Origin of the sequence: Burkholderia seminalis DSM 23518, from assembly GCF_902832885.1 — a bacterium.
Taxonomy (GTDB): Bacteria; Pseudomonadota; Gammaproteobacteria; order Burkholderiales; family Burkholderiaceae; genus Burkholderia; species Burkholderia seminalis.
Map to the genome: position 1 here is coordinate 46,504 of NZ_CADFDK010000012.1, position 26,649 is coordinate 73,152.

The 26,649-nt window shown below is 69.2% G+C and carries 19 protein-coding genes and 1 pseudogene; 15 read left to right on the plus strand and 5 right to left on the minus strand.

The features are described from left to right. Positions 1-65: 65 nt before the first annotated feature. The 5 genes and pseudogenes from HWX00_RS28370 (at position 66) to HWX00_RS28390 (ending at position 6,207) form a co-directional block, all read left to right on the plus strand. Complete coding sequence (locus tag HWX00_RS28370) at positions 66-953, plus strand: SPOR domain-containing protein (RefSeq protein WP_175028295.1); 888 nt, start codon at positions 66-68, stop codon at positions 951-953. Positions 954-1,023: 70 nt separating this feature from the next. After that, entirely contained in the window at positions 1,024-1,662 is a 639-nt protein-coding gene (locus HWX00_RS28375; RefSeq protein ID WP_175028296.1) for a thiol:disulfide interchange protein DsbA/DsbL, read from the plus strand. Between the two features lie 19 nt (positions 1,663-1,681). Then, on the plus strand, positions 1,682-2,455 hold the full coding sequence (locus tag HWX00_RS28380; RefSeq protein ID WP_049032404.1) for an SDR family oxidoreductase: 774 nt from the start codon (positions 1,682-1,684) through the stop codon (positions 2,453-2,455). A gap of 320 nt (positions 2,456-2,775) precedes the next feature. Next, a pseudogene (locus HWX00_RS28385) lies at positions 2,776-4,372 on the plus strand (ABC transporter substrate-binding protein). A 191-nt stretch (positions 4,373-4,563) separates the two neighbouring features. Further along, positions 4,564-6,207, plus strand: a complete 1,644-nt coding sequence (locus HWX00_RS28390) for an ABC-F family ATP-binding cassette domain-containing protein (RefSeq protein WP_175028297.1) — start codon at positions 4,564-4,566, stop codon at positions 6,205-6,207. A 16-nt stretch (positions 6,208-6,223) separates the two neighbouring features. Here HWX00_RS28390 and HWX00_RS28395 read toward each other — a convergent pair whose 3' ends face one another. Further along, the gene (locus tag HWX00_RS28395) at positions 6,224-7,303 is read right to left on the minus strand and encodes an MBL fold metallo-hydrolase (RefSeq protein WP_034189165.1); all 1,080 of its coding nucleotides are present in this window, start codon (positions 7,301-7,303) and stop codon (positions 6,224-6,226) included. 304 nt (positions 7,304-7,607) lie between these two features. Here HWX00_RS28395 and aceK point away from each other — a divergent pair, with 304 nt between their 5' ends. From aceK to bioB, 9 genes are all read left to right on the plus strand, one after another. After that, the gene (aceK, locus tag HWX00_RS28400; protein WP_175028298.1) at positions 7,608-9,425 is read left to right on the plus strand and encodes a bifunctional isocitrate dehydrogenase kinase/phosphatase; all 1,818 of its coding nucleotides are present in this window, start codon (positions 7,608-7,610) and stop codon (positions 9,423-9,425) included. 66 nt (positions 9,426-9,491) lie between these two features. After that, positions 9,492-10,262, plus strand: coding sequence for a carbonate dehydratase (can, locus tag HWX00_RS28405; RefSeq protein WP_034189163.1), 771 nt, complete (start codon positions 9,492-9,494; stop codon positions 10,260-10,262). Between the two features lie 102 nt (positions 10,263-10,364). Then, positions 10,365-11,042, plus strand: a complete 678-nt coding sequence (locus tag HWX00_RS28410) for an SDR family oxidoreductase (RefSeq protein ID WP_034189162.1) — start codon at positions 10,365-10,367, stop codon at positions 11,040-11,042. Positions 11,043-11,081: 39 nt separating this feature from the next. Next, positions 11,082-11,519: a YchJ family protein gene (locus HWX00_RS28415; RefSeq protein WP_175028299.1), complete on the plus strand. Its 438-nt coding sequence runs from the start codon at positions 11,082-11,084 to the stop codon at positions 11,517-11,519. A 106-nt stretch (positions 11,520-11,625) separates the two neighbouring features. Continuing rightward, positions 11,626-12,891 carry a dienelactone hydrolase family protein gene (locus HWX00_RS28420; protein WP_034189160.1) on the plus strand — a complete coding sequence of 422 codons (1,266 nt, stop codon included), beginning with the start codon at positions 11,626-11,628 and terminating at the stop codon, positions 12,889-12,891. Positions 12,892-13,349: 458 nt separating this feature from the next. Further along, positions 13,350-14,696: an adenosylmethionine--8-amino-7-oxononanoate transaminase gene (gene bioA, locus HWX00_RS28425; RefSeq protein WP_069706972.1), complete on the plus strand. Its 1,347-nt coding sequence runs from the start codon at positions 13,350-13,352 to the stop codon at positions 14,694-14,696. Further along, on the plus strand, positions 14,693-15,877 hold the full coding sequence (gene bioF / locus HWX00_RS28430) for an 8-amino-7-oxononanoate synthase (protein WP_175028300.1): 1,185 nt from the start codon (positions 14,693-14,695) through the stop codon (positions 15,875-15,877). Before bioA ends, bioF begins: the two co-directional genes overlap by 4 nt. After that, positions 15,874-16,596: a dethiobiotin synthase gene (gene bioD / locus HWX00_RS28435; protein ID WP_175028301.1), complete on the plus strand. Its 723-nt coding sequence runs from the start codon at positions 15,874-15,876 to the stop codon at positions 16,594-16,596. Before bioF ends, bioD begins: the two co-directional genes overlap by 4 nt. Before the next feature lie 41 nt (positions 16,597-16,637). Beyond that, positions 16,638-17,657, plus strand: a complete 1,020-nt coding sequence (bioB, locus tag HWX00_RS28440; protein WP_034189156.1) for a biotin synthase BioB — start codon at positions 16,638-16,640, stop codon at positions 17,655-17,657. Positions 17,658-17,719: 62 nt separating this feature from the next. Here the strand turns inward: bioB and HWX00_RS28445 are convergent, their stop codons facing one another. The 3 genes from HWX00_RS28445 to HWX00_RS28455 all read right to left on the minus strand — a co-directional run bounded on the left by HWX00_RS28445 (position 17,720) and on the right by HWX00_RS28455 (position 20,981). Continuing rightward, positions 17,720-18,796, minus strand: coding sequence for a suppressor of fused domain protein (locus tag HWX00_RS28445; RefSeq protein ID WP_049029541.1), 1,077 nt, complete (start codon positions 18,794-18,796; stop codon positions 17,720-17,722). A gap of 50 nt (positions 18,797-18,846) precedes the next feature. Next, positions 18,847-19,572 carry a copper homeostasis protein CutC gene (locus HWX00_RS28450; RefSeq protein WP_059558851.1) on the minus strand — a complete coding sequence of 242 codons (726 nt, stop codon included), beginning with the start codon at positions 19,570-19,572 and terminating at the stop codon, positions 18,847-18,849. A gap of 122 nt (positions 19,573-19,694) precedes the next feature. Continuing rightward, positions 19,695-20,981, minus strand: coding sequence for a sensor domain-containing phosphodiesterase (locus tag HWX00_RS28455; RefSeq protein WP_034189153.1), 1,287 nt, complete (start codon positions 20,979-20,981; stop codon positions 19,695-19,697). 283 nt (positions 20,982-21,264) lie between these two features. On the opposite strand from HWX00_RS28455, the gene HWX00_RS28460 reads away from it, so the two are divergent. Then, positions 21,265-22,932: a Na+/H+ antiporter gene (locus HWX00_RS28460; RefSeq protein ID WP_034189152.1), complete on the plus strand. Its 1,668-nt coding sequence runs from the start codon at positions 21,265-21,267 to the stop codon at positions 22,930-22,932. Positions 22,933-23,028: 96 nt separating this feature from the next. Here HWX00_RS28460 and HWX00_RS28465 read toward each other — a convergent pair whose 3' ends face one another. Continuing rightward, entirely contained in the window at positions 23,029-26,601 is a 3,573-nt protein-coding gene (locus HWX00_RS28465; protein WP_175028302.1) for an indolepyruvate ferredoxin oxidoreductase family protein, read from the minus strand. Between the last annotated feature and the right edge of the window lie 48 nt (positions 26,602-26,649).

Consider the following 26,649-nt stretch of genomic DNA (forward strand, 5'->3'; position numbering starts at 1 on the left):
AGCGAATGGCCGCGGCAGCGCCTGCCGCGGCCTTTTCACGATTCTTTTTGCAGGTGACTCAAGCAATGGCACAACCACGCCGAACTTCGAAGCAATCGAAACAAGCCGGAGGGACATTTCTTGGAATCGTGCTGGGCCTGATCGTCGGCCTGGCGATCGCCGTGGTGGTGGCGCTCTACATCACGCGTTCGCCGTCTCCGTTCGTGTCGAAGGTCGCGCCGCCGCCGGCCGACAACGGCGCGAGCCAGCCGCAGCAGTTCGACCCGAACCGCGCGCTGCAGGGCAAGACGCCCGGCCAGCCGGTGCCGCAGGCCGCGCAGCCCGCACCGCCGAACACCGCGCCCGGCCAGGCCGCGAACCAGACCCAGGGCAGCCTGCTGCCCGAGCCGCAGATCGTCGAGGTGCCGCCGTCGGGCAACCCGAACGGCACCAGCGGTTCGAACAACACCGCGGCATCGAACAATACGTCGTCGGGCAACGGCGTCGCCGTCGCACCGAAGCCGGCCGACACCACGCCGCCGCCGAAGAAGACGCAACAGGCGCAGCAACAGCAGCAAGGCGGCGAGGATGACCTCGCACGCTTCGCCGCGCAGAAGCAGGCACAGCAGGCCGCCGCGCAAAAGCAGCAACAGCAGCTGGCCGCGAACACGCCGAAGCCGACGTCGTCGGCCGCCGCCGCGGCGGCCGCGAAGCCGCCGACCGCGAACGACGCGAACACCGGCTACTTCCTGCAAGTGGGCGCGTACAAGACCGAAGGCGACGCCGAGCAGCAGCGCGCGCGCCTCGGCTTCCAGGGCTTCGAGTCGAAGGTGTCGAAGCGCGACGTCAGCGGCGTGACCTATTTCCGCGTGCGCGTCGGCCCGTTCTCGAAGTTCGAGGATATGAACTCGGCCCGTCAGCGCCTGTCCGACGCAGGTGTCGACACGGCTGTGATCCGCTTCACGAAGCAGTAAGCCAACCGGCCGAGCCCACGCAGAACCCGTTACGTTCCGTAACCCGAGCAACTGATTCGACGTTCACAACATGAAAAAACTGCTTAGCACGCTCCTTCTGTCCCTGGGCCTGGCCGCCGGCCTCGTCCACGCTTCGCCCGCCGCGCCGGTCGCCGGCAAGGACTTCGAGGTGATGAAGTCGCCGCAGCCGGCGTCCGCGCCGGCCGGCAAGGTCGAGGTGATCGAGTTCTTCTGGTACGGCTGCCCGCACTGCTACGAATTCGAGCCGACGATCGAGGCCTGGGTGAAGAAACAGGGCAACAACATCGACTTCAAGCGCGTGCCGGTCGCGTTCCGCGACGACTTCGTTCCGCACTCGAAACTGTTCTACGCGGTGTCCGCGCTCGGCATCGTCGAGAAGGTCACGCCGGCGATCTTCAACGCGATCCACAAGCAGAAGAACTACCTGCTGACGCCGCAGGCGCAGGCCGACTTCCTGGCCACGCAAGGCGTCGACAAGAAGCAGTTCATGGACGCGTACAACTCGTTCAGCGTGCAGGGCGAGGTGAACCAGTCGGCCAAGCTGTTGAAGGACTACGCGATCGACGGCGTGCCGACGGTCGTCGTCCAGGGCAAGTACAAGACGGGCCCCGCCTACACGAACAGCATCCCGGGCACGGCCCAGGTGCTCGACTTCCTCGTGAAGCAGGTTCAGGACAAGAAGCTCTGATCCCCGTCCGCGCACCGGCATGACTACTCCGCTGAAGGTCTTCATCACCGGTGCGTCGAGCGGCCTCGGCCTCGCGATGGCCGAGGAATACGCCCGCCAGGGCGCCACGCTCGCCCTCGTCGCGCGGCGCACCGATGCCCTCGATGCGTTCGCGCGGCGCTTCCCCAAGCTGTCCATCTCCGTCTATTCCGCCGACGTGCGCGACGCCGACGCGCTCGCGACGGCCGCCGCGTCGTTCATCGCGACGCATGGCTGCCCCGACGTCGTGATCGCGAACGCGGGCATCAGCCAGGGCGCCGTCACGGGCCAGGGCGACCTCGCGACGTTCCGCGACGTGATGGACATCAACTACTACGGGATGGTCGCGACGTTCGAGCCGTTCGTCGGCCCGATGACGGCCGCCCGCCACGGCACGCTGGTCGGCGTCGCGAGTGTCGCCGGCGTGCGCGGCCTGCCGGGCTCCGGCGCGTACAGCGCGTCGAAATCGGCCGCGATCAAGTATCTCGAATCGCTGCGCGTCGAATTGCGCCCGGCCGGCGTCGGCGTCGTGACGATCGCGCCCGGCTACATCCGCACGCCGATGACCGCGCACAACCCGTACCGGATGCCGTTCCTGATGGACGCCGACCGCTTCGCCGCACGCGCGGCGCGCGCGATCGCGCGGCAGCACGCGTTCCGCGTGATTCCGTGGCAGATGGGCGTCGTCGCGAAGGTGCTGCACGTGCTGCCGCGCTGGCTGTACGACCGCCTGTTCGAAAAGGCGCCGCGCAAGCCGAAGGCCGGCGCGCACTGACGAGGCGTCGGCGCGGCCCGCGCGACGTGCGCCGGGCCGTATCGTCGACGCGTCGGTTCCGCGTCACCTTCCGAGGCGCCCTCGCCGCGCCCGTCCGCTTCGCCGTCCGCCCGTCCCCCTCCCCGCGCCTGCGCCGCATCAACACCCGTTCCGTCGCGAACGCAGCCGTTTTTCGGTCAATTCGCCGCGTTCCGGCGCCTTTTTTCACGCGTCGCGCGCTTTGACGGTATGCTATTCGCCAGCCGCGCCGGCCCTGCCCGCTTCCGGGCCGCGCCCGCATCCGTCACCCAGCAAAAAACACAAGCCACGTGGGAGATCCTATGCACGTCAAGCTGTTCGCGGCGGCCGCCGTTGCCGCCGCCCTCGCCGCCCCCCGGCCTCGCCGCCGCCAAGCCGCTCACCGTCTGCACGGAATCGAGCCCGGACGGCTTCGACGTCGTGCAGTACAACTCGCTCGTCACGACCAACGCATCGGCCGACGTGATCTTCAACACGCTCGTGTCCTACGACGAAGCCGCGAAGAAGGTCGTGCCCGCGCTCGCCGACAAATGGGAAGCGAGCGCCGACGGCCTCACGTACACGTTCCACCTGCGCCCGAACGTCGCGTTCCAGACCACCGACTATTTCAAGCCGGGCCGCGCGCTGAACGCGGACGACGTCGTGTTCACGTTCACGCGGATGCTCGACGATTCGAACCCGTGGCACAAGGTGGCCGGCGCGAGCGGCTTCCCGCACGCACAGTCGATGGGCCTCGTGAAGCTCGTGAAGTCGGTCACGAAAGTCGACGACAGCACCGTGAAGTTCGTGCTGAACGAGCCGAACGCGACGTTCGTGCCGATCCTGACGATGGGCTTCGCGTCGATCTATTCGGCCGAATACGCGGACCAGTTGCTGAAGGCCGGCAAGCAGGCCGACCTGAACGCGAAGCCGGTCGGCACCGGCCCGTTCGTGCTGAAGAGCTATACGAAGGACGCGCTGATCCGCTACGACGTGAACCCGACGTACTGGGGCACGAAGCCGAAGGTCGACCGGCTGATCTATGCGATCACGCCCGACCCGTCGGTGCGGCTGCAGAAGGTGAAGGCCGGCGAATGCCAGATCGCGCTGTCGCCGAAGCCGCAGGACGTGCTCGCCGCGAAGGGCGACAGCGCGCTGAAGGTCGTGCAGACGCCCGCGTTCATGACCGCGTTCGTCGCGCTGAACACGCAGAAGAAGCCGCTCGACAACGACAAGGTGCGCGAGGCGCTGAACCTCGCGTTCGACCGCGCGACCTACCTGAAGGTCGTGTTCGACAACACCGCGACGGCCGCGAACAACCCGTACCCGCCGAACACGTGGAGCTATGCGAAGGATGTCGCGCCGTATCCGTACGATCCCGCGAAGGCGAAGCAGCTGCTCGCGCAGGCCGGCTTCCCGAACGGCTTCTCGACGACGATCTGGACGCGCCCGACCGGCAGCGTGCTGAACCCGAACCCGAAGGTCGGCGCGGAACTGCTGCAGGCCGACCTCGCGAAGATCGGCGTGAAGGCCGACGTGAAGGTGATCGAGTGGGGCGAGCTGATCAAGCAGGCGAAGCTCGGCCAGCACGACATGCTGTTCATGGGCTGGGCCGGCGACAACGGCGATCCGGACAACTACCTGTCGCCGCTGTTCAGTTGCAATGCAGTGAAGTCGGGCATCAACTTCGCGCGCTTCTGCGACGCGCAGCTCGACAAGCTGATCGCCGACGGCAAGTCAACGGCCGATCAGGCGAAGCGCGCGAAGCTGTACGAATCGGCGCAGAAGATCATCCACGACCAGGCGCTGTGGATCCCGCTCGGCTACCCGACGGCCGCCGCGCTCACGCGCACGAACGTGGGCGGTTATCACGTGAGTCCGTTCGGACGCCAGAACTTCACGACGGTGGCCGTGCAGTAACCGCGCGTGGCGCGCAAGCGACGGCCCCGCGCCGCTCGCTTGCGACCCGCGCGCGCCGCTTGCTACACTGCGCGCCTGTTCCTCCTACCGGACGCCAGCCAAAGTGAACCACTAAGCCTTCCCGAAATGTTTTCGCCGCCCGTGCCACGCACGCCGCGCGCGAAGGTCTTCACGCATTTTTGGAGGTGCTCATGGCTGCAGCCACGCCCGCCGGCGCGCTCGTCGCGCTTCATCACGTTTCCTTCCGCTTCGACGACGGCGTCACGCTGTTCGATTCGCTCGACCTGACCATCGATCGCACGCCGACCGGCATCGTCGGCCGCAACGGCGTCGGCAAGAGCCTGCTCGCGCAACTGATCGCGGGGCGCCGCGCGCCGAGCGCGGGGACCATCGAGCGGCACACGCCCGTCGTCTACGTCGCGCAGCAGCACGACGCGCTCGCCGCCGCCGGCCCGCGAACCGTCGCGCAGGTCGCCGCGCTCGATGTGCCGCTCGGCGCGCTCGCGCGTCTCGCGCACGGCCGCGCGGAGCCTCAAGATTTCGACTTGATCGGCGATCGCTGGGATCTCGCGGAGCGGCTGCGCACGGCGCTCGATGCGGCGGGCCTGCGCGACGTGCGCCCCGACACGCCCGCTCATGCGCTGAGCGGCGGCCAGCGCGCGCGCGTCGCGCTGACCGGCGCGCTGCTGTCCGGCGCCGGCCTGCTCGTGCTCGACGAACCGACCAACCATCTCGACGCGCCGGGCCGCGCGTGGCTGCGCGCGGCGCTCGACGGCTGGCGCGGCGGCGTCGTCATCGTTAGCCACGATCGTGCGCTGCTCGCCGGCGTGCAGCGCATCGTCGAGCTGACGCCGCACGGTGCGCGCTCGTATGGCGGCAACTACGCGCTCTACCGCGCGCAGCGCGACGCGGCGCAGCAGGCCGCCCAAGCGGCGCTCGACCATGCACGCACCGAGCGCGGGCGCGTACGGCGCAGGCTCGAACAGGAACACGACACGATCCAGCGTCACGCGGCCGCATCGCTGCGCGACGCGAAGACGGCGAACCTGTCGTCGGGGGCGAAGCAAAGCCGCAAGGGGGCGGCGCGCAACATCATGGGGGCCGTCCGGCGTCAACAGGGCGACTTCAAGGCGACGCTCGACGAACGCGTGCAGGAAGCGGCCGCGCGCGTCGAAGAAGATGCCCCCGTGCTCGTATCGCTGCCGGGTACCGAGGTCAGCGCGCGCCGCCAGCTGTTCACGCTCGACCGTGCGCAACCGCCGTGGCGCGTCGCGGGCGGCACCGGCGAAATCACGTGGTCCGCGAGCGGCCCCGTGCGCGTCGCGCTGGCGGGCCCGAACGGCTGCGGCAAATCGACCTTGCTGAGGATGCTCGCGGGCGAACTCGAACCGCGCTCAGGTGCCTGCACGACACACGTCAGCGCCGCCTATCTCGACCAGCGGCTCGCGCTGCTCGACCCCGAGCATTCGATCGTCGAGCAGTTGGGGCTGCTCGATACACCGCTCGCCGAAGGCGACCTGCGCAGCCGTCTCGCGTTGTTGCAGCTCGATGCAACGCGCGCGACGCAGCCCGCCCGGCAGCTGAGCGGCGGCGAACGGCTGAAGGCCGCGCTCGCCTGTGCGTTGTGGCGCGGCACGCCCGCGCAGCTGTTGCTGCTCGACGAGCCGACCAATCACCTCGATCTCGAATCGGTGCGTGCGATCGAAGCCGCGCTGGCCGGTTTCCCCGGCGCAATCGTGGTGGCGTCGCACGACGCCGCGTTTCTCGCCGCGCTCGAGCCGACGCACACGATGCAATGGCATCGCGACGGGTGGCGCTACGAACCCGTCGTGTAAGGACGACGAAGCGCGCTCAGCCGGCGGCGCGGAACCGCAGCACGCCGTCGTCGCCCTGCTCGCGCACGAGCTCGCCCGCGAGCCACAGCAGGTTCAGGTGCGCGAGGGCCTCGCCGAGCGCGAACGTCATCTGGTGGATGTCGAGCTCGCGGCGGCGGAACATGATCGGCACGATGTCGGCCGCGCTCGTCGGCTTTTCCGCGCATGCGACCCGCACTTCGGCGAGCCGCGCATCGTGGTGTTCGCGCAGCTGCGCGATGCGCGTGCGCACGCCGCGGAACGGCTTGCCGTGCGACGGCAGCACGAGCGTGTCGGCCGCCATCGTCTCGTAGCGGCCGAGCGACTGCAGGTACAGCGCGAGCGGGTTCCCTTCCGGCTCGAGGTCGAACACCGACACGTTCGTCGAGATGCGCGGCAGCACCATGTCGCCGGAAATCAGCACGCCGTCCGCTTCGCTGTGCAGCGCGCAATGTTCAGGCGAATGGCCGAAACCGGTGACGACGCGCCACGTGCGCGCCCCGATCCCGACCGCGTCGCCTTCGCGCAGGCGGCGGTAGCGCGGCGGCACGGCCGGCACGAGATCCGAGTAGTAGCCGCGGCGGTTGCGCAGCTTGTCGAGCGCGGCGGGATCGGTCAGCCCGTGGCGCGCGAAATGATCGGCGGCGGCCGCGCCGCCCGCGTTCGAGCCGTTGCCGGCCGCCATCAGGCAGCCGAACATGTATTCGCCGAGCGTCATCCACAGCCGCACGTTCCAGCGGCCCTGGTCGCCGCCTTCGCACAACCAGTTCGCGAGGCCGAAGTGATCGGGGTGGCAGTGCGTGACCAGCACGCGCAGCACCGGCAGGCCGTCGAGATGCGTGTCGAAGATCTGCTCCCAGTGCGCGCGGATCGCGTCCGACGAGATCCCGCAATCGACGATCGTCCAGCCTTGCTGCCCGTCGATCTCGTCGCGCAGCAGCCAGAGATTGATGTGGTCGAGCGAGAACGGCAGCGGCATGCGCAGCCAGCGCACGCCGGGCGCGACCTCGAACGTGTCGCCCGCGGCAGGCAGCGTGTCGGCGAAGGGATAGTCGAGTTGGTGTTCCAGTGCGTTCATCGGTGGGGCGTCTCGTCGTTATCGGTGCGAATGCCCGCCGGCGGCAGGCACGGCGGGCGGTGCGTCGATTCTATCGCCGTCGTGCGGAACGCGTGCCCGGCGGCGGCCGGGCGGTCAAAAAAAGTTCGTGCCAGAATCGGTTCCGTACCCGTATCTTTACGCGAAGATGCACCGAACGGCACGCAACGGTGAACAACGCGCCGATTGGACGCCGTTGGCGCGTCACCCCGAAAGTCATTGAAACGCCGACTTGGGCGCTAAAATGGCGAGTGCTTACAGCCCCTCCCGAACGAGCCTGCACGCGATGAATCACTTCCCCAAACTGCTGTCGTCGCAGATCGGTTTCGACGTCGCGCAGACGATGCTCGAATACTTCGATCGCCATTACCGGATCTTCCGCGAAGCGGCGGTCGAGGCGAAGACGCTGTTCGAGCATTCCGACTGGCACGGGCTGCAGCGGCTCGCACGCGAGCGGATCACGTCATATGACGAGCGCGTGCAGGAATGCGTCGAGCTGCTGGAAGACGAATACGACGCGGAGAACATCGACGACGAAGTGTGGCAGCAGATCAAGCTGCACTACATCGGCCTGCTCACGTCGCACCGCCAGCCCGAGTGCGCGGAAACCTTCTTCAATTCGGTGTGCTGCAAGATCCTGCACCGGTCGTACTTCAGCAACGATTTCATCTTCGTGCGCCCGGCGATCTCGACCGAGTATCTCGAGAACGACGAGCCGGCCGCGAAACCGACCTACCGCGCGTACTATCCGGGCACCGACGGGCTCGCCGCCACGCTCGAGCGCGTCGTCACGAACTTCCAGCTCGAACCGGCGTTCGAGGATCTCCCGCGCGACATCGGCTGCGTGATGCAGGCGATCGACGACGAATTCGGCCGCTTCGACGCGGCGCCGAATTTCCAGATCCACGTGCTGTCCTCGCTGTTCTTCCGCAACAAGAGCGCGTACATCATCGGCCGCATCATCAACGCCGACCGCGTGCTGCCGTTCGCGGTGCCGATCCGCCACGTGCGGCCGGGCCTGCTCGCGCTCGACACGGTGCTGCTGCGCCGCGACCAGTTGCAGATCATCTTCAGCTTCTCGCACTCGTACTTCCTCGTCGACATGGGCGTGCCGTCCGCGTACGTCGACTTCCTGTGCACGATCATGCCGGGCAAGCCGAAGGCCGAGATCTACACGTCGGTCGGCCTGCAGAAGCAGGGCAAGAACCTGTTCTACCGCGACCTGCTGCACCACCTGTCGCATTCGAGCGACCGCTTCATCATCGCGCCCGGGATCAAGGGCCTCGTGATGCTCGTGTTCACGCTGCCGTCGTTCCCGTACGTGTTCAAGATCATCAAGGACCACTTCCCGCCGCCGAAGGAAACGACGCGCGCGCAGATCATGGAGAAGTACCAGCTCGTGAAGCGCCACGACCGCCTCGGGCGGATGGCCGACACGCTCGAGTATTCGAGCGTCGCGCTGCCGCTCGCGCGGCTCGACCACGCGCTCGTGCGCGAGCTCGAGAAGGAAGTGCCGTCGCTGCTCGAATACGAGGACGACAACCTCGTGATCAAGCACCTGTACATCGAGCGCCGGATGACGCCGCTGAACCTGTACCTGCAGAACGGCAGCGACGCGGACGTCGAGCACGGCGTGAAGGAATACGGCAATGCGGTGAAGGAGCTGATGAAGGCGAACATCTTCCCGGGCGACATGCTGTACAAGAACTTCGGCGTCACGCGCCACGGCCGCGTCGTGTTCTACGACTACGACGAGATCGAGTACCTGACCGACTGCAACGTGCGCCGCGTGCCGCCGCCGCGCAACGAGGAAGACGAGCTGTCCGGCGAACCGTGGTATACCGTCGGCCCGCACGACATCTTTCCGGAGACCTACGGACCGTTCCTGCTCGGCGACCCGCGCGTGCGCGACGTGTTCATGAAGCACCACGCGGACTTCTTCGATCCCGCGCTGTGGCAGGCGAGCAAGGACCGCCTGCTGCAGGGCGAATTGCCCGATTTTTATCCGTACGACGCAGCGCTGCGCTTCAACGTGCGCTACCCCGCGCGCTTCGGCGCGACGGACCAGAACGACGGCGAAGGCGACGCGCAGCGCGCCGCCTGACGCCGCGGACACCGAACCTGCCGATCGATCCGATATCGATCCGATTTCCGTCAACGGAATCCACCGATGAATACCCCAGACAATCCGCTCTCACATCTGTTCGACAACAACGAAGCCTGGGTCAAGCGCAAGCTCGAGGACGATCCGCAATTCTTCGCGCGCCTCGCCGACCAGCAGGCGCCGGAGTACCTGTGGATCGGCTGCTCGGATTCGCGCGTGCCCGCGAACCAGATCATCGGCCTGCCGCCGGGCGAAGTGTTCGTGCACCGCAACATCGCGAACGTCGTCGTGCACAGCGACCTGAACTGCCTGTCGGTGATCCAGTTCGCGGTCGACATCCTGCGCGTGAAGCACATCATGGTCGTCGGCCACTACGGCTGCTCCGGCGTGAACGCGGCGCTGCTCAACCGGCGCGTCGGCCTCGCGGACAACTGGCTGCATCACGTGCAGGACGTGCGCGAGCGTCACGCGGCGCTGCTCGAGGACTGGCCGGTCGGCGAAGCGCGCTATCGCCGCCTGATCGAGCTGAACGCGATCGAGCAGGTCGTCAACGTATGCCGCACGACGATCGTCAACGACGCGTGGGCCCGCGGCCAGTCGCTCACCGTGCACGGGCTCGTGTACGGCGTGCACGACGGCCGGATGCGCAACCTCGGGATGGCCGTGTCGAACTTCGACGCGCTCGACGAGACCTACAAGCGCTGCGTGGCCGCGCTCACCGCCGGCGGCAACCATGCGCCGGACAACGACATGATCGCGGCGGACGCCGCGCGGCGGCTCGAAGGCGTCGCGCAGGCGGTCGCCGCCACGCTGAAGCCGTGCGACGACGCGCAGTAACGCGGCATGCGCGTGGCGGCCGCCGTCACGCGGCCGCGACCCATTTCGAACGGATCTGACACCGGCACCGCCCAGGCGGCGCCCAGGAAAGGAGCGACGGGCATGAAAACCGTATTGATCGTCGGCGCATCGCGCGGCCTCGGCCGCGAATTCGTCCGGCAGTACCGGCGCGACGGCTGGAACGTGATCGCGACCGCGCGCGACGAAGCGTCGCTCGACGCGCTGCGCGCGCTCGGCGCGCACGCGCATGCGCTCGACATCGCGCGGCCCGAGCAGATCGCGGCGCTCGGCTGGAAGCTCGACGGCGAACGGCTCGATGCGGCCGTGCTCGTGTCGGGCGTGTACGGGCCGCGCACCGAAGGCGTCGAGACGATCACGGCCGAGGATTTCGACGCGGTGATGCATACGAACGTGCGCGGGCCGATGCAGTTGCTGCCGATCCTGCTGCCGCTCGTCGAGGACGCGCGCGGCGTGCTGGCGGTCGTGTCGAGCCGGATGGGCAGCATCGCCGAGGCGACCGGCACGACCGGCTGGCTGTACCGCGCGAGCAAGGCCGCGCTGAACGATGCGCTGCGCATCGCGTCGCTGCAGACGCGCCATGCCGCGTGCATCTCGCTGCACCCCGGCTGGGTGCGCACCGACATGGGCGGCGCGCAGGCCGCGATCGACCCGGAAACGAGCGTGACCGGCATGCGCCGCGTGATCGCGGAATCCGGTGCGGACGTGTCGCAGGCCAACGGCCGCTTCTTCCAGTACGACGGCATCGAGCTGAGCTGGTGAGCCGAACCGACAACCGAACGTCGTTAATTCCCGTTTCGCATGATTTTGAACCGACCTGACGCGTGCCCGTGCGGCGGCGCGTCCCCCGCGCCCGCCGGCAAAGCGCCGGCACCGCGCTATGCGGCGTGCTGCGGCCGCTTCATCGACGGCGGCGAGGCCGCGCCGACCGCGCTCGAGTTGATGCGCTCGCGGTACAGCGCGTACGTACTCGGCGCGACCGACTACCTGCGCGCAACCTGGGCCGCGCGCACCTGCCCGCCCGATCTCGATACCGACCCCGACGCCCCCGACGCGCCGCGCTGGCTCGGCCTCGCGGTCAAACGCCATGCGCCGCTCGACGAACACCACGCGGAGGTCGAATTCGTGGCCCGCTACAAGGTCGGCGGGCGCGCTCACCGGCTCCACGAGACGAGCCGTTTCGAGCGCGACGAGCACGGTTTCTGGCGTTACGTCGACGGCGAAGTAAGTGATCGCTGACAAATAGTTGCTGTGTCAGACGCCGGGTAATTCCCGCATTGCACAACCCGATTTTGTCGGGCTAGGATGACCTCGAATTGGTCATGTTGCATGGCAGGGCTTACGAATGGCGTTCAGCAAGGTATTGGTGGGATGGATGGCGGCCGGTGCGCTGTCGGCCGCTCAGGCCGGTGCGCTGCCGAACGCAACGCCGGGTGCGGGCGCGAGCGGCTCGCTCGCCCATGCCGAGCGCTTCGATTACGGCGACTCGAACCTGCCGCAGGTCGCGGCCGATCTCAACGAACAGATTCTCCGCATCCCGGCCGACGCTTCGGGCGCCGTCACGCTCGAGGCGACGCTCTTCAAGCCGGACGGCCCCGGCCCGTTCCCGCTCGTCGTCTTCAACCACGGCAAGAACACCGGCGATCTGCATCTGCAGCCGCGCAGCCGGCCGCTCGCGTTCGCGCGCGAATTCGTGCGCCGCGGCTATGCGGTGATCGCACCGAACCGCCAGGGCTTCGCCGGCTCGGGCGGCACGTACCAGCAGGAAGGCTGCAACGTCGGCAAGAACGGCCTCGCGCAGGCCGCCGACGTCGACGCGACGGTGCGCTACATGTCGCACCAGCCGTACGTCGATGCGTCGCGCATCGTCGTCGCCGGCACGTCGCACGGCGGCCTCGCGTCGGTCGCGTACGGCACCGAAGCCGCGCCGGGCGTGCGCGGCATCATCAACTTCTCGGGCGGGCTGCGCCAGGACCTGTGCGACGGCTGGCAGCGCAACCTCGTCGATGCGTTCGACCAGTACGGCGCGCACACGGCCGTGCGCTCGCTGTGGCTGTACGGCGACAACGATTCGGTCTGGACGCCCGCACTCGTCGCGCAGATGCACGACGCGTACGTGTCGCACGGCACCCAGGCGCTGTTCATCGATTTCGGCCGCTACAAGGACGACGCGCACCGGCTGATCGTCGATCGCGACGGCGTGCCCGTGTGGTGGCCGGCCGTGCATGCGTTCCTCGCGGAACTGAACCTGCCGACCTCGGTGCGCTACGCGGTCGCGAACCCGCACGAGCCGAAGGCCACCGGTTATGCGTCGATCGATGCGGTCAACGCGGTGCCGTATGTCGACGAAGCCGGCCGCGAAGGCTATCGCCGCTTCCTGAACCAGCATCCGAGCCGCGCGTTCGCGGTCTCGTCGGAAGGCGCGTGGTCGTGGGCGGAAGGCGGCGACGACCCGATGGCGCTCGCGCTCGACAACTGCGCGAAGCAGGGCGCGGGCGCGTGCCGGCTGTATGCGGTCAACGACCGGGTCGTGTGGAACACGACGCAGACGGCCGACAACGGCGACGCCAACACGCGCGACGCCGATACGCACGCACTCGCTTCGCGCTGACGCGCGGCGGATCGTCCGCCGCGCCCGTTCCGCCCGATCCGGCACCTCCTTCCGCGTTGCCCCTGCTCGCGGCCATGCGGCATGCCGCCCCGCCGGCCACCCCTGTTCGCCGCTGATTCCGTAGACCATTCGGCCACCGCCTCGCGTGCGTGGCGTCACGCCGCCCTCTCGCGCCCGTCTTCGATCCCCGTTTTTCCCGGTCATGCCGGCGCGCGGCCCGCGATTTTTTTCTGTCAGGGGGGCTCACTCGAACGTCGTCATCTACGGTCATTTTCCCGCATCCGCCGCGTTCGGTTCCGAGCCCCCCCGAACTGCGCCGAACTCCCGCCCGGCAAGGCTTTGCGGGGTTTGTAACCGCTAGTGCAACGTCCGGCGGAACACGCTAATCTCACCGCGTTTCGTGTTCCGCCGCGCGGCATCCGTCGATGCCGCGCGGCCGTTTTACCCCCGGAGTCGCCTTGAGTACGCCAGCCACCGACGACTGGGTCGCGCGCAGCCTGCGCGCGGTCTGGCATCCCTGCACCCAGATGAAGCATCACGAGCGCCTGCCGCTCGTCCCCGTCGCACGCGGCGCAGGCGTGTGGCTGTACGACCGTGACGGCCGCCGTTACTTCGACGCGATCAGCTCGTGGTGGGTCAACCTGTTCGGCCATGCAAACCCGGACATCAACGCGGCGCTGAAGGACCAGCTCGACACGCTCGAGCACGCGATGCTCGCCGGCTGCACGCACGAGCCCGCGATCGAGCTCGCCGAACGGCTGCACGCGCTCACCGCGCGCACGCTCGGCCATGCATTCTTCGCGTCGGACGGCGCGTCGGCCGTCGAGATCGCGCTGAAGATGAGCTTCCATGCGTGGCGCAACCGCGGCCGCGCGAACAAGCAGGAATTCGTCTGCGTCGCGAACAGCTATCACGGCGAGACGATCGGCGCGCTCGGCGTGACCGACGTCGCGCTGTTCAAGGATGCGTACGATCCGCTGATCCGCCATGCGCACGTCGTCGCATCGCCCGATGCACGCGGCGCGCTGCCGGGAGAAACGGCCGCCGACGTCGCGGGCCGCGCGCTCGCGGACGTGCGGCGCCTGTTCGTCGAACGCGGCGAGCGCATCGCCGCGCTGATCGTCGAGCCGCTCGTGCAGTGCGCGGCCGGCATGGCGATGCACGATCCGTCGTACGTGCGCGGGCTGCGCGCCCTCTGCGACGAATTCGGCGTGCACCTGATCGCCGACGAGATCGCGGTCGGCTGCGGTCGCACCGGCACCTTCTTCGCGTGCGAGCAGGCCGGCGTCTGGCCCGATTTCATGTGCCTGTCGAAAGGCATCAGCGGCGGCTACCTGCCGCTGTCGCTCGTGCTCACGCGCGACGACGTGTACGCGGCGTTCTACGACGACGACACGACCCGCGGCTTCCTGCACTCGCACTCGTACACCGGCAACCCGCTCGCGTGCCGCGCGGCGGTCGCGACGCTCGACCTGTTCACGCGCGACGACGTGCTCGCGCAAAACATCCGCAAATCGGCAGCGCTGCGCGCGGCGCTGGCGCCGCTCGACGCGCATCCGCGGGTGCGCCACCTGCGCGCGCGCGGCACGCTGTTCGCATTCGACGTCGCGCTCGACGGCGACGCGGCGCGCGGCTTCTCGCGGCGCTTCTTCGAACACGCGCTGGCGCGCGAGCTGCTGCTGCGCCCGATCGGCACGACCGTGTACCTGATGCCGCCGTACGTGATGAGCGACGACGACATCGCGTGGCTCGCGCAGCGCACGCGCGACACGCTCGACGCGACGCTGGAGGACATCGGCCGATGAGCCTGCTCGACACCCTGCAACGCGGCCTCGCCGATCTCGACGCGCAAGGGCTGCGCCGCGCGCGCCGCATCGCCGACACCGCGTGCGACGCACGCATGACCGTGAACGGCCGCGAGATCGTCGGCTTCGCGAGCAACGACTACCTCGGCCTCGCCGCGCATCCCGCGCTCGTCGCCGCGTTCGCCGAAGGCGCGCGGCGCTACGGCTCCGGCAGCGGCGGCTCGCACCTGCTCGGCGGCCATTCGCGCGCGCACGCGACGCTCGAGGACGAACTCGCGGGCTTCGCGGGCGGCTTCTCGGATGCACCGCGCGCGCTGTACTTCAGCACCGGCTACATGGCGAACCTCGCCGCGATGACGGCGCTCGCCGGCCAGGGCGCGACGATCTTCTCCGACGCGCTGAACCACGCATCGCTGATCGACGGCATGCGGCTGTCGCGCGCGAACGTGCAGGTCTATCCGCACGCGGATACGGCCGCGCTCGCCGCGCTGCTCGACGCCTCGGATGCCGAAACGAAACTGATCGTCAGCGATACCGTGTTCAGCATGGACGGCGATCTCGCGCCGCTCGCCGAACTCGTCGCGCTGGCCGAACGCCACGGCGCGTGGCTCGTCGTCGACGATGCGCACGGCTTCGGCGTGCTCGGCCCGCAGGGCCGCGGCGCCCTGGCCGCCGCCGCGCTGCGTTCGCCGCATCTCGTGTACGTCGGCACGCTCGGCAAGGCGGCCGGTGTCGCGGGCGCGTTCGTGATCGCGCATGAAACCGTGATCGAATGGCTGATCCAGCGCGCGCGCAGCTACATCTTCACGACGGCCGCGCCGCCGGCCGTCGCGCATGCGGTATCGGCCAGCCTGAAGGTCATCGCGGGCGACGAAGGAGACGCGCGACGCGCGCACCTCGCCGCGCTGATCGACCGCACCCGCGCGCTGCTGCGCAACACGCGCTGGCAGCCGGTCGACTCGCACACGGCCGTGCAGCCGCTCGTGATCGGCAGCAACGACGCCACGCTCACGGCGATGCGCGCGCTCGACGCGCACGGCCTGTGGGTGCCCGCGATCCGGCCGCCGACCGTGCCGGCCGGCACGTCGCGGCTGCGCGTGTCGCTGTCGGCCGCGCATTCGTTCGACGATCTCGCGCGGCTCGAAGCCGCGTTGATCCAGGCCAGCGAGGAAGCCGCATGAACCCCGCCCCGCTCTCCCTGTTCGTCACCGGCACCGACACCGAGATCGGCAAGACCTTCGTCTCGGCCGCGATGCTGCACGGCTTCGCGCGGCGCGGCCTGCGCGCGGCCGCGCTGAAGCCCGTCGCGGCCGGCGCGTACGAACGCGACGGCGTCTGGCGCAACGAGGACGCCGACCAGCTCGATGCGGCCGCGAACGTCGTGCTGCCGCCCGAGCTGCGCACGCCGTTCCTGCTGAAGGCGCCGGCCGCGCCGCACATCGTCGCCGCGCGGGAAGGCGTGACGCTCGACATCGACACGATCGTCGCGTGCCATCGCGAGGCGCTGACGCGCGCGGACATCGTCGTCGTCGAAGGCGCCGGCGGCTTTCGGGTGCCGCTCACCGACACACGCGACATGGCCGACCTCGCGGTCGCGCTCGGCGTACCGGTCGTGATGGTGGTCGGCGTGCGGCTCGGCTGCATCAGCCACGCGCTGCTGACGGCAGACGCGATTCGCCAGCGCGGCCTCGCGCTCGCGGGCTGGGTCGCGAATCATGTCGACCCGGCGATGTCGTTCCGGGACGAGAACGTCGCGACGCTGCGCGACTGGCTCGCCCGCGAGCATCGCGCCCCGCTCATCGGCCGCATTCCGTACATGGCGCCGGCCGCGCCCGAATCCGCCGCGGCGATGCTCGACATCGACGCGCTCGTCGAGTCGCTGCGCACCGCGCGGCGTTGACCCAACCGAATCCCCATTCCCGCCCAGGACAGGAAACCGAAATGACCCAAGCCCAGACCGCCGCCGTGCAACCCGACGCGATTCCCGTGGCCGCACCGGCCCCGCAGCGCTGGCGCGTCGCCGACGTCGTCGCGCTGTTCGCACTGCCGTTCAACGACCTGATCTTCCGCGCGCAGCAAGTGCATCGCGAACATTTCGACGCGAACGCGGTGCAGCTGTCGACGCTGCTGTCGATCAAGACGGGCGGCTGCGAGGAAGACTGCGGCTACTGCTCGCAATCGTCGCATCACGACACGGGCCTGAAGGCCGAGAAGCTGATGGACGTCGACGCGGTGCTCGACGCCGCGCGCGCCGCGAAGGCGAACGGCGCGAGCCGCTTCTGCATGGGCGCCGCATGGCGCAACCCGAAGGAACGCCACATGCCGGCGCTGACCGAGATGGTGCGCGGCGTGAAGGAACTCGGCCTCGAGACCTGCATGACGCTCGGCATGCTCGAGGACGAACAGGCGCAGCAGCTCGCGAACGCCGGCCTCGACTACTACAACCACAACCTCGACACGTCGCCGGAGTTCTACGGCCAGGTGATCTCGACGCGCACGTACCAGGACCGCCTCGACACGCTCGACCGCGTGCGCGACGCCGGCATCAACGTGTGCTGCGGCGGCATCATCGGGATGGGCGAATCGCGCCGCGAGCGCGCGGGCCTGATCTCGCAGCTCGCGAACCTGAACCCGTATCCGGATTCGGTGCCGATCAACAACCTCGTCGCGATCGAAGGCACGCCGCTCGAAGGCACCGCGCCGCTCGATCCGTTCGAGTTCGTGCGCACCATCGCGGTCGCGCGCATCACGATGCCGAAGGCCGTCGTGCGCCTGTCGGCCGGCCGCGAGCAGCTCGACGACGGGCTGCAGGCGTTGTGCTTCCTCGCCGGCGCGAACTCGATGTTCTACGGCGACCAGCTGCTGACGACCAGCAATCCGCAATCGCAGAAGGACCGCGCGCTGTTCGAGCGCCTCGGCATCCGCGCGAGCGACGCGGACGCGATGTCGGCCAGCGCGTAAGCGACCTCGGCCGGCGGGCCGGGTTCGCCGACGAAACAACCGGGGCACGCCCCGGTTTTTTTTCATCCGATGGTCTGCACCGGGTTGCCGTTCGCGTCGCGGATCACCGTCTTTTCCACGCGCCAGCGCACGCCGTCGAGCCCGTCGATCGCATACTCGCCGGCGCGCGGCTTCAGCGTGCGCGCCAGCGCCCGCACCGTCGCGTCGGTCAGGCGCAGCGTCAGCGTGCCGTCTTCGTCGGTCACGCCGTTCGCGTCGGCGCGCACGAATCGCACCGCGCCGTCATGGCCGACCAGGCGAAACGGCCGGTCGAACGGCAACCGCAACGGCAGCAACGCGACGAGTTCCTCGACCTGCCGTGCGCCGACGGTGATCTCGATCACGGGCGCGCGCAGCAGCCGCTTGCGCGTGCCCCATCCGAGCACGTCGGTGAACAGATAGCCGCTCGCCGAGCCGTCGCGCTGCGTGCCGGCATCGACCTGCTCGCGCACGTCCGCCCGTTCGAGCAGCGACGCGCGGCCGAGATCGGTCACCCAGAGCGGCATGTGCGGCAGCAGCGCGTCGAGCAGCGCGCGCGTGCGCCAGCGCTTCGCGGCGCGCTCTTCGTCGAGCGTGAGCCCGACGACTTGCAGGAACGCGAGACGGCCGTGCGGCGTGTCGATCGCCGGCAGTTCCGGATCGAACGCGAAACCCATCGAGCAGAGCGCCGTGCCGGTATCGAGCGCGATCGGGCCGTTGGCCGTCATCCAGTGGCCATCGTCGAACGCATTGCCGCTCTCGAACACGTAGCGCGCGAGATTCTGCAGGAAGCTGAACACCCAGCGCGGCGGCTCGTCGTCGCCGGCCGCGCACGCGACGCGCATCGTCAGCTCGAACCCGAAGCCGCTGACGGCCGGATCGTCGGACGCCTTCTCGTACAGCTCGCTCAGCCCGTACGTGACGAAGTGCCAGTGCGGCACGGGCGCCGCGCGCTTCCACACGCTGATCCCGTCGAGCGGGTCGGGGCCGCCGAGCCGCCACTTGACCAGCGTGCCGTAGTGCTTCGGCGCCTGGCCCGGATAAAGGCGGGCCAGCGCGCCGTCGATCGCGTCCCAGCCGGGGGCGGCGTCGTCCGGTGTGTCGTGGGTTGCGTCGGTCATGTGGCCCTCGCCCTCGATGTGTGTTCTGGTGCGTGGTGCCGCCGCGCGCGTCACACGTGCGACGTCGCGCCGTCGAGCGCCGCGCGCACGCGCCCGACGCGCTGTTCGTCGACGGGCGCCAGCACCTCGCCGCGCGGCCGCACGCCCGAGCCGAAATGCACCGCGCGCACGCCGGTCGCGCGAACGAAATCGCCGACCGCGTCGATCGTGAGCCCCGAGCCGGCCAGCACCGTGCAGGTCGAACCGGCGGCCTGCCGCACCAGCCGCGTGATCGTCGCGACGGCATCGAGCACCGACGGATGGCCGCCCGACGTCAGCACGGACGTGACGGCCGGCACGCGCAGCAGCGCGTCGAACGCGGCGTTGAGATCGCGTGCGACGTCGAAGGCACGGTGGAACGTGAGCGCCCGGCCGTCCGCGGCGGCCGCGATGCGGGCCAGCGCCTCGAGATCGACGTCGCCGCGCGCGTCGAGCGCGCCGAACACGACACCGTTCGCGCCGGCCGCGACGGCCGCGCGCACGTCGCGCTCGATCACGCGCAGATCGTCGGCGTCATAGACGAACGACCGGCTGTGCGGTCGCACGATCACGTTGACGGGAATCGGCACGGCGGCCACGACGGCCTCGATCAGGCCGACGCTCGGCGTCAGCCCGCCTTCGGTGATCGCGGTCACGAGTTCGAGGCGGTCGGCGCCCGCGCGGGCGGCGGCCCTTGCATCGCCGACGGTCGTGGCGATCACTTCGAGAAGCACGGAAGAAGCGGCATGTCGGTTCATGGGCGGCCCGCGAATCGTCTGGACAATTCGCGCATCCTAGCCGAGCCGCGTGACGGACGCCAGCGTGACGGCGGCCGTCCCGCGCCGCCGCGCCCCGATCGCCGCATGCGATCCGGGCGGTGCTAGCCGGCGTCCGCTTCGTCGTCGACCCAGTCGATATCGCCGCACAGCACGCGCTGCGCATCGCCGACGCGCACGGCCACCGACAGCGTCACGCACGGCTGCGCCTCGTTGATCGACAGGTACGGCCGCGTAACCTGCACGCGTCCCGGCTCGGCGATCGCCGAACGGAAATACGGGCGACGCAGCCAGTTCGCGCCCTGCGCGTCGGCCAGCGGCGAGAAGCGCGCCTCGCTCAGCGCGCGATCGGCGCGCAGCACGACGTTGCGTCCCGACTGGCGGCCGTGCGCGTCGAGCAGGAAGCAGCGCGCGGCCGCGTCGAGCGCGAGGAAGTTCCAGCACACCTCGTCGAGCGGCTCGCCGGCCGCGAGACGCTCGGCCGCCCGCTCGAACGCGCGCAGATACGGCGCGAGCCGCTGCGCGTCGCGCCGCTCGCGCGCTTCGGTCTGCTGACGGAAGCGCTCGGTCAGCTCGCCGATGCAGCCCGTCGCGGTCGCGCTGTCCGGCAGCCCCGGCGCCGGGCGCCCGAAGTAGTAGCCCTGCACGAAATCGGCCTCGCACGACAGCGCGATCTGCGCCTCGTGCTCGGTCTCGATCCCTTCGACGAGCACGAGCTTGCCGGCCTCGTGCAGCAACGTGACGAGCCCGTGCAGGATCGCGGTGAGCCCGGTGCGGTGTGCCGCGTGCGACAGCATGATCCGGTCGAGCTTCACGATGTCCGGGTTCAGCTGCCAGATCCGTTCGAGGTTCGAATGACCGGCGCCGAAATCGTCGAGCGCGATCAGGAAGCCGTGCGTGCGGAATTCACGCACGGCTTCCGCGAGGCGCTCGACGTCTTCCGCGCGCTGCTCGAGCACTTCGAGCACGATGCGGCGCGGCGGCATGCCGAGCCGTTTCAGGTTCGCGAGCAGCGCGGCCGCCTGGAACGGATCGGTCAGCACGCCCGGATGGACGTTGAGAAACAGCCATTCGCGCTCGGCGCCGAGCAGCGCGAAGTTCTCGAGATGCAGCGCCTGCGCGAGCCGGTCGAGCTGCAGCAGCTCGCCCCGGCGGGCGGCTTCGCCGAACACGTCGAGCGGCGACACCGCGCGGTCGAGCGCATCGTGCGCGCGCAACAGCGCCTCGTAGCCGACCGCACGCTGGTGCGACAAGCTGAATATCGGCTGGAATACGGTCGTCAGCGTCAGGTCGTGATGCTGCGTGGCCAGACGTTCGAAGCCGGAACTCATCTCCCGCTCGAACCGGTACGGCGACGCGGCGGACGGACGCTCCTGTTGAACGATCGTCATGCCTTCCTCCTGGTCGCGCCGTCCGACGAAGCGGACAGTACGTGCAATGTCATGGTTGGACCCTCGGTTGCCCGATCGAAGCCGGGCGGCTGCCACCTTCAAGCAAGCTCCGTGCAAGGCGCCGACAACCCATATGCCATGCGGCTGCGCCGGGCCATCGCACCACCTTGGCACACGCCCGACGCACCATCTTCGTGCGCGCGCACCGGCCGCTCGAGCGCAGCCGTCACGTCGGCACGCTACACTCCGTACGATCGTTTCATTCCCCGTATTCGCCGTATCGATGGAAATCGTCTTCACAGTCCTGATTCTGCTGCTGACCGTTGCGCTGTCCGGCGCCGTCACGCGCAACCTGCCTTTGCAACTGCCGCTGCCGCTGATGCAGATCGCGTTCGGCGCGCTGCTCGCATGGCCGAAGCTGAACCTGCACGTCACGTTCGACCCCGAAATCTTCATGCTGCTGTTCATTCCGCCGCTGCTGTTCGCGGACGGCTGGCGGATTCCGAAACGCGAGCTGTACCTGCAGCGCCGCGCGATCCTGATGCTCGCGTTCGGGCTCGTGTTCATGACGGTACTCGCAGTGGGCTACTTCGCGCATTGGCTGATTCCCGAGTTGCCGCTGCCGATCGCGTTCGCGCTCGCGGCCGTGCTGTCGCCGACCGACGCGGTCGCGTTGTCCGGCATCGCCGGCAAGGGCCGGATCCCGCCGCAACTGATGCACATCCTCGAAGGCGAGGCGCTGATGAACGACGCGTCGGGCCTCGTCGCGCTGAAGTTCGCGATCGCGGCCGCGCTGACCGGCGTGTTCTCGCTGCGCGCCGCGTCGGTCACGTTCGTGATCGTCGCCGCCGGCGGCCTCGCGACGGGCGCGATCGTGTCATGGGTGTTCAGTGCGCTGTCGACGCGTTTCCTGAACGCCGAGCAGGAAGGCGATCCGGCCCCCGGCATCGTGATGACGCTGCTCGTGCCGTTCGCGGCCTACCTGTTCGCCGAGCATCTCGATCTGTCGGGCGTGCTCGCGGCCGTGTCGGCGGGGATGATGATGAATTACACGAGCTTCTCGCGCAAAAGCACGGTCGCGTCGCGCGTGCGTGCCGAAAGCACGTGGGCGATGATCGAGTTCGTGTTCAACGGCATGGTGTTCATCATGCTCGGGCTGCAGTTGCCGCACATCATCGGCCGCGCGCTCGTCGATGCGCACCACACGAGCGACGCGCTGGTCGGCCGGATGATCTTCAACGTGTGCGCGATGATGCTCGCGCTGTATGCGATCCGCTTCCTGTGGGTCTGGCTGCTGCGCTGGTTCGCGAGCCGCCGCGCCGCGCGCCAGGGCCTCGCGGGCACGATGGCCGGCGTGCGCACGATCGCGGTGATGACGGTCGGCGGCGTGCGCGGCGCGGTCACGCTCGCGGGCGTGCTGTCGATCCCGGTCGCGCTGTCCGACGGCGCGCCGCTGCCGGGGCGCGACACCGCGATCTTCGTCGCGTCGGCCGTGATCCTCGGCTCGCTGATCGTCGCGGTGATCGGCCTGCCGCTGCTGTTGCGCGGCGTGCGCTCGACGCGCAACCCGCTCGGCGACGAGGAGCGCACCGCGCGCGCGGCCGCCGCGCAGGCCGCGATCCGCGCGATCGATTCGTCGCACGATGCGATCTCGGCCGGTCTCGACGAATCGGGCGCCGCGCGCTGCGCGGACATCTCCGCACGCGTGATGGACCAGTACCGCCGCCGGCTCTCCGCGCTGGCCGAGGACGGCCCCACGCCGCGCGCGGAAGCGAAGCAGGCCGAAACGATGGAGCTGCAGATGCGGATCGCGGCCGTGCGCGCGGAGCGCTCCGCGCTGTACCGGCTGCGCAGCGACAGCAAGATTTCCGACGAGACGCTGACGAAGCTGATCCGCGAGATCGACCTGTCGGAAACCGCGCTGTCGACGCGCAAGAAAGGCATCCTCTGACTGACGGGCCGGAAACGGCCCGCGCACAACGGCCGGGACGCATGAAAAAACGGCGACGCCCAGGCATCGCCGTTTTCACTTCCCCACACGTTCGCGTTACTTCGCGACGACGACCGGAATCCCCTTCAGCATCCCCGCGCCCTTCATCTCGTCGAGCGCGTGCTGCACGGCCGCGCTCGTCGCCGCATCGATGCCGAGCTGCAGCGCGAGCTCGCGCTCCGCGCGCTTCACGCCGGCCAGGTTGCGCACCTTCACGTGACCGAAGCCGCGCACGCGGGCGTGCAGGTCGGCCAGTTGCACGACCTGCGCCGCATTGCCGGCCGTCATCGCGGCGAACGCACGCGCGAGCGTCGTCTCGTAGTCGTCGGCCAGCGCGCGCTCCATCTTGCGCTCGACGGTGCGGCCAAACGGGTCGAGCCAGGTGCCGCGCAGGCTGCGCACGCGCGCCAGCATGCCGAACACCGGCCACATCCACTGGCCGAACACGCGCTTCTTCGGCGCGCTGCCGTCGTGGCCGGCCTTCGCGACCGTCGGCGGCGCGAGGTTGAACTTCACGCGGTACGCCTGCCCCGGCACGCCTTCGAACTGCGCCTCGAGCGCGGTACGGAACGCATCGTCCGTGTACAGCCGCGCGACTTCGTATTCGTCCTTTACCGCGAGCAGCCGGTAGAACGTCGTCGCGACCGCGCGCGTCAGCGCGTCGTCGCCCTTCGCGCGGGCGGCGTTCACGAGCGCACGGTAGCGTTCGACGTAACGCGCGCCGCCGTAGGCGTCGAGACGCGCTTCGCGATCGGCGATCAGCCCGGCGAGCGTCTCGGGCGCCGCATGCACGGCTACCGTGTGACGTGCGTTCCACAACGCGTCGAGGCCCGCCGCGTCGCCGGCCGCCATCCGGCCGATCGAGAACGCGAGCTTGTTCATCGGCACCGCGACGTTGTTCAGCTCGATCGCGCGCATCATCGCGGCGAGCGACACCGGCACGAGGCCGAGCTGCCACGCATAACCGAGCATCAGGATGTTCGCGCCGATCGAATCGCCGAGGAACTTCGCGGCGAGCGCCTGCGCGTCGCAGCTCGACAGGTAGCCGTCGCCGGCCGCGTGATGCATCTTCTCGAGCAGCGCATCCGCATGCAGGTTCGCATCCGGGTTCTGCACGAACGACGCGTTCGGGATCCGGTGCGTGTTGACGACGATCCGCGTGCGCTCGTGACGCACCGTCTGCAGCGCTTCCGCGCTCGCGCCGACGACCATGTCGCACGCGAGCAGCACGTCGGCCTGCTGCGTGTCGATGCGCACCTGGTTCAGCCACCGGTCGCTCGATGCGATCCGCACGAACGACAGCACCGAGCCGCCCTTCTGCGCGAAGCCCATGAAGTCGAGCACCGATGCGCTCTTGCCTTCGAGGTGCGCGGCCATGCTGATCAGCGCGCCGACCGTCACGACGCCCGTGCCGCCCACGCCCGTCACGAGCATGTCGAACGGCGCCGCGTCGAGATGCGTCGCCGGCACCGGCAGCCCGTCGACGCGCGCGGCGAGCGCCGCTTCGTCGAACGCGGCGCCGGCCGCCTTCTTCAGCGCCGCGCCTTCGACCGTCACGAAGCTCGGGCAGAAGCCGTTCACGCACGAATAGTCCTTGTTGCACGACGACTGGTCGATGCGGCGCTTGCGGCCGAGCGGCGTCTCGAGCGGCTCGACCGACAGGCAGTTCGACTGCACGCCGCAGTCGCCGCAGCCTTCGCACACCGCGTCGTTGATGAACAGGCGCTTGTCCGGGTCGGGGAATTCGCCTTTCTTGCGGCGGCGGCGCTTCTCGGCCGCGCAGGTCTGGTCGTAGATCAGCACGGTAACGCCCGGCGTCTCGCGCAGCTCGCGCTGCACCGTGTCGAGCTCGCTGCGGTGATGGAAGGTCGTGCCCGTCGGGAACTGTCCGTGATGGCCGTCGTACTTCTCCGGCTCGTCGGACACGACGACGAAGCGCGACACGCCTTCGGCCTCGACCTGGCGCGCGATCTGCGGCACCGAGATGCTGCCGTCGACCGGCTGGCCGCCCGTCATCGCGACCGCGTCGTTGTAGAGGATCTTGTACGTGATGTTCGCCTTCGCGGCGACTGCCTGGCGGATCGCGAGGATGCCCGAGTGGAAGTAGGTGCCGTCGCCGAGGTTCTGGAACACGTGCTTCGTGTTCGTGAACATCGCGTGCGCGGCCCAGTCGACGCCCTCGCCGCCCATCTGGATCAGCCCCGTCGTGTCGCGCTCCATCCACGACGCCATGAAGTGGCAGCCGATGCCGGCCTGCGCGATCGAGCCTTCCGGCACCTTCGTCGACGTATTGTGCGGACAGCCCGAGCAGAAGTACGGCGTGCGCTTCACCGCGTCGGCCTCGTTCGACAGGATCTGCGGCGCGACCAGATCGACGACGCGCTCGCGCCGGTCGAGCGCCGGCTTGTGGCGCGCGAGCCAGTCGGCGAACACCGGCAGGATGCGCGACGGGCGCAGCTCGCCGAGCTCGGACAGCAGGCAGGCGCCGGCGGCGTCGTGCTTGCCGAGCACGCGCGGGCGCGCGCCTTCGGCGCGGTTGTACAGGTAGTCCTTGATCTGCTGCTCGATGACCGGGCCTTTCTCCTCGATCACGAGCACTTCGTCGAGCCCGTCGACGAAGGTCTCGACGCGCGTCATCTCGAGCGGATACGACAGGCCGACCTTGTAGATCCGCACGCCGGCCGCGTCGAGATCGGCGACCGTCAGGTCGAGACGGCGCAGCGCTTCCATCAGGTCGAGGTGCGCCTTGCCGCAGGTGACGATGCCGACGTTCGCGTGCGCGCTCGGCGCGATCCACTTGTCGATGCTGTTGGTGCGCGCGAAATGGCGCACCGCGTCGAGCTTCGCGGCGAGACGCGCCTCGATCGTCAGGCTCGGCAGGTCGGGCCAGCGGTTGTGCAGCCCGCCCGACGGCGGCGTGAAGCCGGCCGGCGCCGGCCACCGCGTCTGCAGTGCATCGAGGTCGACCGTCGAGCCCGACTCGACCGTTTCCGAGATCGCCTTGAAGCCGACCCACGCGCCCGAGTAGCGCGACAGCGCCCAGCCGTACAGGCCGAACTCGAGCATGTCGGCGATATTCGCCGGGTTCACGACCGGCATGTGCCACGCGATCATCGCGAAGTCGCTCTGGTGCGGCATCGACGACGACACGCAGCCGTGATCGTCGCCCGCGACGACCAGCACGCCGCCGTGCGGCGACGAACCGTATGCGTTGCCGTGCTTCAGCGCGTCGCCGGCGCGATCGACGCCCGGGCCCTTGCCGTACCACATCGCATACACGCCCTCGACCGTGCGCTCGGGATCGGCTTCGACGCGCTGCGTGCCGAGCACGGCCGTGCCGCCGAGTTCCTCGTTGATGGCCGGCAGGAAGCGCACGCTGCTCGCGTCGAGCAGTTTCTTCGCCTTCCACAGCTGCTGGTCGACCATCCCGAGCGGCGAGCCGCGATAGCCGCTGACGAAGCCGGCCGTGTTGAGGCCCTGTTCGGTATCGACCGTGCGCTGCATCAGCAGCAGGCGGATCAGCGCCTGCGTGCCGGTCAGGAAGATCCGGCCGCGCGTCGCGGTCAGGTTGTCGGTCAGTCGGTAATCGGACAGGGTAGGCGTGCCGTCGACGGGCAGGCGGGCAGTCATGGGGGAAGTCTCCGGATTGTGCTGTTCTGGGCTGCGCGGCGGGCCATC